General features: G+C 70.0%; 3 protein-coding genes, 1 tRNA gene and 1 rRNA gene. 4 read left to right on the top strand and 1 reads right to left on the bottom strand.

Annotated elements, in window-relative coordinates:
* From rrf to ACIQFU_RS30420, 3 genes are all read left to right on the top strand, one after another.
* Positions 1-91, top strand: a 5S ribosomal RNA gene (gene rrf / locus ACIQFU_RS30430); the annotation flags it as partial.
* 114 nt (positions 92-205) lie between these two features.
* Entirely contained in the window at positions 206-868 is a 663-nt protein-coding gene (locus tag ACIQFU_RS30425; RefSeq protein ID WP_402555749.1) for a DegT/DnrJ/EryC1/StrS family aminotransferase, read from the top strand.
* Between the two features lie 83 nt (positions 869-951).
* A tRNA-Thr gene (locus tag ACIQFU_RS30420) sits at positions 952-1,027 on the top strand.
* An 88-nt stretch (positions 1,028-1,115) separates the two neighbouring features.
* Here ACIQFU_RS30420 and ACIQFU_RS30415 read toward each other — a convergent pair.
* A complete protein-coding gene (locus ACIQFU_RS30415; RefSeq protein WP_402555743.1) occupies positions 1,116-3,866 on the bottom strand; it encodes a SpoIIE family protein phosphatase in 2,751 nt (916 codons plus the stop codon).
* A gap of 393 nt (positions 3,867-4,259) precedes the next feature.
* Here ACIQFU_RS30415 and ACIQFU_RS30410 point away from each other — a divergent pair, with 393 nt between their 5' ends.
* A complete protein-coding gene (locus ACIQFU_RS30410; protein WP_402555742.1) occupies positions 4,260-9,749 on the top strand; it encodes a HAMP domain-containing protein in 5,490 nt (1,829 codons plus the stop codon).
* Positions 9,750-9,755: the final 6 nt, after the last annotated feature.

Here is a 9,755-nt window from a genome sequence, read left to right as displayed (position 1 = left end):
GCCCGGTTACATTTCGAACCCGGAAGCTAAGCCTTACAGCGCCGATGGTACTGCAGGGGGGACCCTGTGGGAGAGTAGGACGCCGCCGAACAATCATTAGAAGGGCTGGTCCCGGAACTTCGGTTCCGGGACCAGCCCTTTTTTGTTTTCCGTCACTTCGAGTTCACGTTCCGCCCCGACCATCCCACATATGGGTACTGCAGCAATGCTCAGGGCCGCCGGCGTGGGCGTCGGTGACGAGGTCGTCGTCCCTGCCTTCGGGAACGTGGAAGTCGCCGAGGCCGTGGCCCTGGTGGGCGCGTCGCCGGTGTTCGCCGACATAGATCCGGCGACGTACTGCCTGGACGCGTCCCTCGTCGAGGCGGCGCTGACGCCTCGGACCGCGGCCATCGTCGTCGTGCACCGGTTCGGGCGGCCGGCGGACCTGGGCGCACTGCACCGGGTCGGGCAGCGGCGCGGACTGCTCGTGCTGGAGCACGGCGAGTCCGAGGTGCCGTACGACGAGATAGCCCGGCGCAGGCAGCGGGCGGCTTATCTCGACGGGAAGTTGAGGGGTGTGCGGATCCCGGACTGGGGGGACGGGCACACCTACCAGCAGTATGTGGTGCGGGTGCCGGGGAACGGGCGGCCCGACCGTGACGCGTTCGCCCGCGCGGTGCGGGGGAGAGGAGTCGAGTGCCGCGTGCCGGTGAAGGTGCCCGTGCACCGGATGCCGGGGTTCCGGCGATGCGTGTCGCTGCCGGAGACGGAACGGGCCGTCGACGAGACGCTCGCGCTGCCTGTCGAGGCCGCGTTGACCAAACGGGACATGCAGCGGATCGTGTCCGCCTGCAATGCGCTCGGGGGGCTGCTGCAGCCCGCCTACTGACGGCAAGTCCGTGGTTGGGAGCACCGGCTTGTTCGGGGTATGATCTATTCCGTTGCCACGAGGGAAACCTCGAAAAGCGACAGGCCCCTATAGCTCAGTCGGTAGAGCGTCTCCATGGTAAGGAGAAGGTCAACGGTTCGATTCCGTTTGGGGGCTCCATCAGAAAGGCCCCGCCCGATTGGGCGGGGCCTTTCGCATGTCCTGAGCGTGAGGTCAGGGCCCCGGGCCAAGTCCCGGGGCCCGCCCGCTAGTCCGCGTGGGGCTCCGGGACGCGCATCGCGAGGATCGCCATGTCGTCGGACGGGGCGTCGGAGGCGAAGCGCTCCACCGCGCGCATGATGCGGGCGGCCACGGCGCCGGCCGTCAGGCCCGTGCAGGTCGTGAGGACGTCGGCGAGACCGTCGTCGCCCAGCATGCGTGTGCCCTCGCGGCGTTCGGTGACGCCGTCCGTGACGCAGAGCAGGACGTCGCCCGGGTCGAGGGTGACCGTCTGCTCGTACAGCTCCAGGTCCTCGATGACGCCGAGGAGCGGCTGCGGTTCGGCGGCCGGCTCGACCGTGCCGTCCTGGCGCAGGCGGAGCGGGAGGGGGTGGCCGGCGCAGACCACCTTCAGCTCGGCGCTGCCGTCCTCCTGCGGGCGCATCTCGCCGTACAGGAGTGTGAGGAAGCGGCTGCGGGCTCCTTCGTCGAGGATGGCGGAGTTGAGGCGCTCCAGGACCGCGGGACCGCTCAGGCCCTCGCGGGCCAGCAGGCGCAGGGCGTGCCGGGCGAGGCCCGTGACGGCCGCCGCGTTGGGGCCCGTGCCGCAGACGTCGCCGATGGCGAAGCCGTACGCGTCGTCGCTGATGGGGAAGAGGTCGTAGAAGTCGCCGCCGACCTCGTTGCCCTCGCCGGCCGCGCGGTAGATGACCTCGACCTCGACGCCGTCGATGACGGGGAGTTCCGGGGGCAGGAGGCTGCGCTGGAGGGACTGGCTGATGGCCGTGCGCTCGGAGTACAGCCGGGCGTTGTCCAGGGCCAGGGCGGCCCGTCGGGACAGGTCCTCGGCGAGTTCGAGGATCTCCTGGCGGAAGTGGTCGTCGGTGGGCTTGCCGAGCGTGAGCATGCCGATGACGCGGTTGCGGGCGACCAGGGGCAGGACGACGGTCTCGCCGCCGACGGCTGAGGCGGTGGCGAGGGTCGGGCCGATGCCGGTGCTCACCGGCTGGGGGGTGCCGCCGCTGAGGCCGAGGTCGCGCATCGAGGTGCGCAGCGCCGCCTGGTGGGCCATCTCGGCGGGGGCCGTCCACACCCGGGCGCCGGGGGTGGGCACCGGGTCGGGCGGGGCGATCTTGGACAGCAGGGACTTGATGCCGTCGATGAGCTCCTCGTCCTCGTGCAGGACGTAGGAGAGATACGGGTCCGAGGCCTGGTCGGCGATGGTGTAGACGGCGCACCAGGTGGCCAGCGTCGGGACCGTCATCTGGGCCATCAGCGCCAGCGTCTGGTCGCGGTCCAGGGTGCCCGCGAGGAGGTCTGAGGCCTCGACGAGGAAGCTGAGCGAGCCGCGGCGCAGCCGCTCCAGCTCGCCCAGGCGCGCCGACTCGACGGCCAGGGCGATGCGGTCGGCGGCGAACTGGAGGCGCAGCGCCTCCTCGTTGGAGTACCGGCCGGCGGCCTCGGCCGCGACGCCGAGGGAGCCGGTGAGGCGGCCCTCGACCTTGAGGGGGACGGTGACGACCGAGCGCATGCCGGTGCTGTTGAGCAGCGGGACCGCGCCGGGGACGGCCTCCAGGTCGTCGTGGACGGCGGGCATGCGCGCCGAGCCGTAGCGGCCGGGTCCCGCCTCGACGGGGACGCGGGCGAAACGCTGGCGGGCGGAGGGCAGGCCGGTGGAGGCGCGGACCTCCAACTCCGTCTCGTCGTCGGTCGCCAGGAGCAGGAAGGCGGCGTCCGCGTCCAGCATGTCGCGGGCGCGTTCGACCGTGCGCTGGAGGAGCCCGTCGAGGTCGTCCGGGGCGGGGGAGCCGATGAACACCTCGAAGGGGTCGGCGCTCTGGCCCTCGGAGGAGGGGGAGTCGGAGGCTGGCACCCGCAACGGGGTCTGCAGCACCGCGCGTTCGTGGTCGCGGACGAGGAGGCAGACCGTGGAGGGCTCGCCGTCGGCGTCGCGGACGCGGAGGTGGGAGGCGTAGACCGGGGTGACTCGGCCGTCGGCGCCCCTTATGCCGTAGCTGCCCTCCCAGCGGGAGAGCTGGAGCGCCTCGGCGATGCCGGTGCTGGTGCCTGGGGTGTGCGGCCAGGCGGCGAGGTCGGTCAGCGGCTTGCCGGTGACCTGGTCGGCGGAGTAGCCGAAGAGGTCCTCGGCGTCCTCGTTCCAGGATGTGACGGCGCCGGTGCGGTCGATCTGGACGACCGCGACGCGGACCCGGCCGTCGGCGAGGGGCAGCAGGGCGGCCGGGAGGGAGGGCCCTGCTGCGCGGGTGCCGACCGGGCGCTCGGGCAGGTGGAGGTGGAACCAGACGTTCTTCAGCGTGGGCGTGTACTCCACGCCCCAGCGGTCGGCCAGCGCCGCGCACAGCTGGAGGCCGCGGCCGCCCTCGCGGTCGAGGCTGCCCATGTTGGCGGGGGAGCCCTGGAGCGGGACCTCGCGCTCCGGATAGTGGTCGGCGACCTCGATCCGCACGCCGTCGTCGCTGCGCAGGCACACGACGTCGGCGGTGGTGCCCGCGTGCACCACCGCGTTGGTCACCAGTTCGCTGGTGAGCACCACGGCGTCGTCGACGATGTCGGCATGACCCCAGCCCTGGAGCGTGTCGCGGACGAAGGAGCGGGCGCTCGCCACGGATCGCCCGACGGGCTCGAAGCTGGCGGCCGCGCGCGCGGTGATCACAGAACTCCTCGACCCTCTCTCCCCGTGCACGGCCTCATGGCCGACCGGCTCGCGCCGCTGCTGCGGCAGTCCACCCGTCGGCCCGGGATCCGGGGGCTGCTCCCCCGGGATCAGTCCGGTGGTCATTCCGGCCGCCCCTCCGATGCCCGCTCGTCTCCGTGCCACCGCCCAGACCGGACGGACCGGTTTGGCTGGACAGCCGTATGCAAGGTTACTTACCTTCGCCGTCCATCCGGATGCCGGTCTGCAGTGTTTCCGCCCAGAGGGTGTGCGGACGATGTGCGAAGCTGCCGAACTGTTATGGCCTGGTTCGGCCGGGGTGAAACACTGGGCAAGCTGCTTATGAGGGTCCGGGCAGGTGAATGCGCGCCGAGTCGGGTGGGCAGCAGCCCCTGGAAGCGGTCCGGCGCACCGGACCGGCTCGCCCGGCAGTACGAGAAGTAGGCGGCAGGAACCGGTCCGCCGAGCGTTTGGCGGCCGGGCACAGCGGTATCGGTCGACCCCTGCGGGAGGGACACAGTGGAGTCTGGCGCAGCGACGCGGGCCACGAAGACGCGCGCGAAAGGCGGACAGTCCCTGAGTAACCAGGGCAAAACGCGGGGTGGCGGCGCGCGGAGCGGCACTACGACGGTGGACACGGCGGCCCTGAACCGGCTGCTCGCGGCGCTCGTGTCCATGCGGGAGGGAAACTTCCGCAGGCGGCTCACGGTGTCCGGCGACGGCGTGATGTCGGAGATCGCCGCGGTCTTCAACGAGGTGGCCGACCGCAATCTGCACCTCACGGGTGAGCTGGCGCGGGTACGGCGCGTGGTCGGACGTGAGGGAAAACTCACGGAGCGGCTGGAGACCGGGGCCTGCGAGGGTTCCTGGGCGACCGCGATCGACAACTCGAACGCGCTGGTGGACGACCTCGTACGGCCCGTCTCCGAGGTCAGCCGGGTGCTCTCGGCGGTCGCGGACGGTGATCTGTCGCCCCGCATGGAGCTGCGGACGCAGAGCGACGACGGCTCCGGGCAGCCGCTGCGCGGTGAGTTCCTGAAGGTCGGCCGGACCGTGAACAACCTGGTCGACCAGTTGTCGACGTTCACGGACGAGGTCACGCGGGTGGCCAGTGAGGTCGGCACCGAGGGCAAGCTGGGCGGTCAGGCCCGGGTGCGCGGTATGTCCGGTTCCTGGAAGGACCTGACGGACTCCGTCAACACGATGGCGTACCGGCTCACCGCCCAGGTGAGGGACATCGCGCTGGTGACGACGGCCGTGGCCAAGGGTGATCTGTCCCGGAAGGTCACGGTGCACGTGGCCGGCGAGATGCTGGAGCTGAAGAACACCGTCAACACGATGGTGGACCAGCTCTCGGCGTTCTCGTCCGAGGTGACGCGGGTGGCCCGTGAGGTGGGCACCGAGGGCGCGCTGGGCGGTCAGGCGCGGGTGCCGGGCGTGGCCGGGGTGTGGAAGGAGCTGACCGACTCCGTCAACACCATGGCCGGGAACCTGACGGCCCAGGTGCGGGAGATCTCCCACGTGACGACGGCGGTCGCCAACGGTGACCTGTCGAAGAAGGTGACAGTGCCGGCCCGGGGCGAGGTCGCGCAGCTCGCCGAGACGATCAACCAGATGACCGAGACGCTGCGGATCTTCGCGGACGAGGTCACGCGCGTCGCGAACGAGACCGGCGGCGAGGGCCAGCTCGGCGGCCAGGCGAACGTGCCGGGCGCGGCCGGCATCTGGAAGGACCTGACGGACTCCGTCAACACGGTCTTCCGGAACCTGACGACGCAGGTGCGCGACATCGCCGCGGTGACGACGGCAGTGGCCAGCGGTGACCTGTCGCAGAAGGTCACCGTGGACGTGGCCGGCGAGATGCTGGAGCTGAAGAACACCGTCAACACGATGGTGGACCAGCTGTCCGCCTTCGGTGCCGAGGTCACGCGGGTGGCCCGCGAGGTCGGTGTCGAGGGTGAGCTGGGCGGCCAGGCGCAGGTGCCGGGGGCGGCGGGGACCTGGAAGGACCTCACCGACTCCGTCAACACCGCGTTCCGCAACCTCACCGGTCAGGTGAGGAACATCGCCCAGGTGACGACGGCGGTGGCCAACGGCGACCTGTCGCAGAAGGTCACCGTGGACGTCTCCGGCGAGATGCTCCAGCTGAAGAACACCGTGAACACCATGGTGGACCAGCTCTCCAGCTTCGCCGATCAGGTGACCCGGATGGCCCGCGACGTGGGCACGGAGGGGCGCCTGGGCGGTCAGGCCCGGGTCGACGGCGTGTCCGGCACCTGGAAGGAGCTGACGGACTCCGTCAACTCCATGGCCGGCAATCTGACCTCCCAGGTGCGCAACATCGCGCAGGTGACGACGGCGGTGGCGCGCGGTGACCTGTCCCAGAAGATCGACGTCGACGCGCGCGGCGAGATCCTGGAGCTGAAGAACACCATCAACACGATGGTCGACCAGCTCTCCAGCTTCGCGGAGCAGGTCACGCGGGTGGCCCGCGAGGTGGGTACGGAGGGCCGCCTCGGCGGTCAGGCCCAGGTGCCCGGCGTCGCCGGCGTGTGGCGCGACCTGACGGACTCCGTGAACGGCATGGCCGGCAATCTCACCGCGCAGGTGCGCAACATCGCGCAGGTCGCGACGGCGGTGGCGCGCGGTGACCTGTCCCAGAAGATCACCGTGGACGCGCGCGGCGAGATCCTGGAGCTGAAGAACACGCTGAACACGATGGTGGACCAGCTGTCGTCGTTCGCCCAGGAGGTCACGCGCGTCGCGCGCGAGGTGGGCACCGAGGGCATCCTCGGCGGCCAGGCGGAGGTGCAGGGCGTCTCCGGCACCTGGAAGGACCTCACGCAGTCCGTGAACGGCATGGCCAACAACCTGACCATGCAGGTGCGCAACATCGCCGAGGTGACGACGGCGGTCGCCAAGGGCGACCTGTCGAAGAAGATCACCGTCGACGCGAAGGGCGAGATCCTCGAGCTGGTCACCACCGTGAACACCATGGTCGACCAGCTGTCGTCCTTCGCCGAGCAGGTCACGCGGGTGGCCCGCGAGGTGGGTACGGAGGGCATCCTCGGCGGTCAGGCGAGCGTGCCGGGCGTCGTGGGCATCTGGAAGGACCTCAACGACAACGTCAACCTGATGGCCAAGAACCTCACGGTCCAGGTGCGGAACATCTCCCAGGTGGCCGCGGCCGTCGCCAACGGCGACCTGACGCGGACGGTGACGATCGAGGCGCGCGGCGAGGTCGCGCAGCTCGCCGACACCTTCAACACCATGGTGCGGACCCTGCGGTCCTTCGCCGACCAGGTGACCAAGGTGGCCCGCGAGGTGGGCACCGACGGCATCCTGGGCGGTCAGGCACAGGTGCCGGGCGTGTCGGGGACGTGGAAGGACCTCACCGAGTCGGTGAACCAGATGGCGTCGAATCTGACCGGTCAGGTGCGCAACATCGCCATGGTCACCACGGCCATCGCGAAGGGCGACCTGACGAAGAAGATCGACATCGACGCGCGCGGCGAGATCCTGGAGCTGAAGACGACCATCAACACGATGGTGGACCAGCTGTCGTCCTTCGCCGAGGAGGTCACCCGCGTCGCCCGCGAGGTGGGCACGGAGGGGCAGCTCGGCGGCCAGGCACGCGTGCGGGACGTCGACGGCACCTGGCGCGATCTGACGGAGTCCGTGAACGAGATGGCCGGGAACCTGACCCGGCAGGTGCGGGCCATCGCGCGCGTGGCGACCGCGGTGACGCGCGGCGACCTGAACCTGAAGATCGACGTGGATGCCTCGGGCGAGATCTCCGAGCTTCAGGACTACATCAACAAGATGATCGCCAACCTTCGCGACACCACGATCGCCAACAAGGAGCAGGACTGGCTGAAGGGCAATCTGGCCCGGATCTCCGGTCTGATGCAGGGCCGCCGCGACCTCCAGGACGTGGCCTCGCTGATCATGAGCGAGCTGACTCCCGTCGTCTCCGCCCAGCACGGGGCGTTCTTCCTCGCGATGCCGCTGGTCGACGGGCAGGAGCAGGCGGGCGCCGAGGGCGACGCGTACGAGCTGCGGATGCTCGGCTCGTACGGCTACTCGATGGGGTCGATGCCGACCTCCTTCCGGCCGGGTGAGGCGCTGGTCGGCACGGCCGCCGAGGAGAAGCGCACGATCCTCGTGGAGAACGCGCCGAGCGGCTACCTGAAGATCTCCTCCGGGCTCGGCGAGGCCCCGCCCGCGCAGGTGATCGTGCTGCCGGTGCTGTTCGAGGGGCAGGTGCTCGGCGTCATCGAGCTGGCGTCCTTCACGCCGTTCACGCACATCCAGAAGGACTTCCTGAACCAGATCGCCGAGATGATCGCGACCAGCGTCAACACCATCTCCGTGAACACCAAGACGGAGGTGCTGCTGAGCCAGTCGCAGGAGCTGACCGAGCAACTTCGAGAGCGGTCGGAGGAGTTGGAGCAGCGGCAGAAGGCGCTCCAGTCGTCCAACGCCGAACTGGAGGAGAAGGCCGAGCTGCTGGCGCAGCAGAACCGCGACATCGAGGTGAAGAACACCGAGATCGAGGAGGCCCGGCAGGTCCTGGAGGAGCGTGCGGAGCAGCTCGCGGTCTCCATGCGCTACAAGAGCGAGTTCCTGGCCAACATGTCGCACGAGCTGCGGACGCCGCTCAACTCACTGCTGATTCTGGCCAAGTTGCTCGCGGACAACGCGGACGCGAACCTCTCCCCGAAGCAGGTCGAGTTCGCCGAGACGATCCACGGCGCCGGGTCCGACCTGCTCCAGCTCATCAACGACATCCTCGACCTGTCGAAGGTCGACGCCGGGAAGATGGACGTCTCCCCGACGCGCATCGCGCTCGTCCAGCTGGTGGACTACGTGGAGGCCACCTTCCGGCCGCTGAGCGCGGAGAAGGGCCTGGACCTGTCGGTGCGGGTGTCGCCGGGGCTGCCCGCCACCATGCACACCGACGAGCAGCGGCTGCTCCAGGTCCTGCGCAACCTGCTGTCCAACGCGGTGAAGTTCACCGACTCCGGCTCCGTCGAGCTGGTCATCAGGCCGGCCAGGGACGAGGTTCCGAAGGCCATCCGGGAGCAGTTGCTTGAGGCCGGTTCGATGAACGACCCGGACGCCGAGCTGATCGCGTTCTCCGTGAGCGACACGGGTATCGGGATCGCGGCCAGCAAGATGCAGGTGATCTTCGAGGCGTTCAAGCAGGCCGACGGCACCACCAGCCGCAAGTACGGCGGTACGGGACTCGGACTGTCCATCTCGCGGGAGATCGCGCAGCTGCTCGGCGGCGAGATCCACGCGCAGAGCGAGCCGGGCCGCGGCTCGACGTTCACGCTCTACCTGCCGCTGCACCCGAGCGAGCTGCCGCCGCACGGCTACCAGCAGCCGCTGCCCTCCGTGGAGGGCGGTGAGCTGCCGGCGTCCTCCGGTGCCGTGGCCGAGCTGCCGGGTGCGGAGGCCGAGGCACCGGCCGAGGTGAAGTCGTACCACGACGCGCACAACGGGGCTGCCGCGCTGTTCCGGCGGCGCCGCCGGTCGGCGGAGACCGAGGAGCGGCTGCCCGCGGTGCGGGAGCGGCAGTCGGACGACGGGCAGGAGCCGGCGCCGCAGTCGAGCCGGGGGATCCGGTTCGGCGGGCAGAAGGTGCTCATCGTCGACGACGACATCCGCAACGTCTTCGCCCTCACCAGCGTCCTGGAGCAGCACGGTCTGTCCGTGCTGTACGCCGAGAACGGGCGCGAGGGCATCGAGGTCCTGGAGCAGCACGAGGACGTGGCGGTCGTCCTGATGGACATCATGATGCCGGAGATGGACGGGTACGCGACGACGACGGCGATCCGCAGGATGCCGCAGTTCGCCGGGCTGCCGATCATCGCGCTGACCGCGAAGGCGATGAAGGGCGACCGGGAGAAGGCGATCGAGTCGGGCGCGTCCGACTACGTGACGAAGCCGGTCGACCCGGACCACCTGCTGACGGTGATGCAGCAGTGGATGCGTGAGGAGTGAGCGCGG

The sequence above is a fragment of the Streptomyces sp. NPDC093065 genome, from assembly GCF_044754585.1.
GTDB lineage: Bacteria > Actinomycetota > Actinomycetes > Streptomycetales > Streptomycetaceae > Streptomyces.
This window is presented reverse-complemented; position numbering and strand designations above follow the sequence as displayed.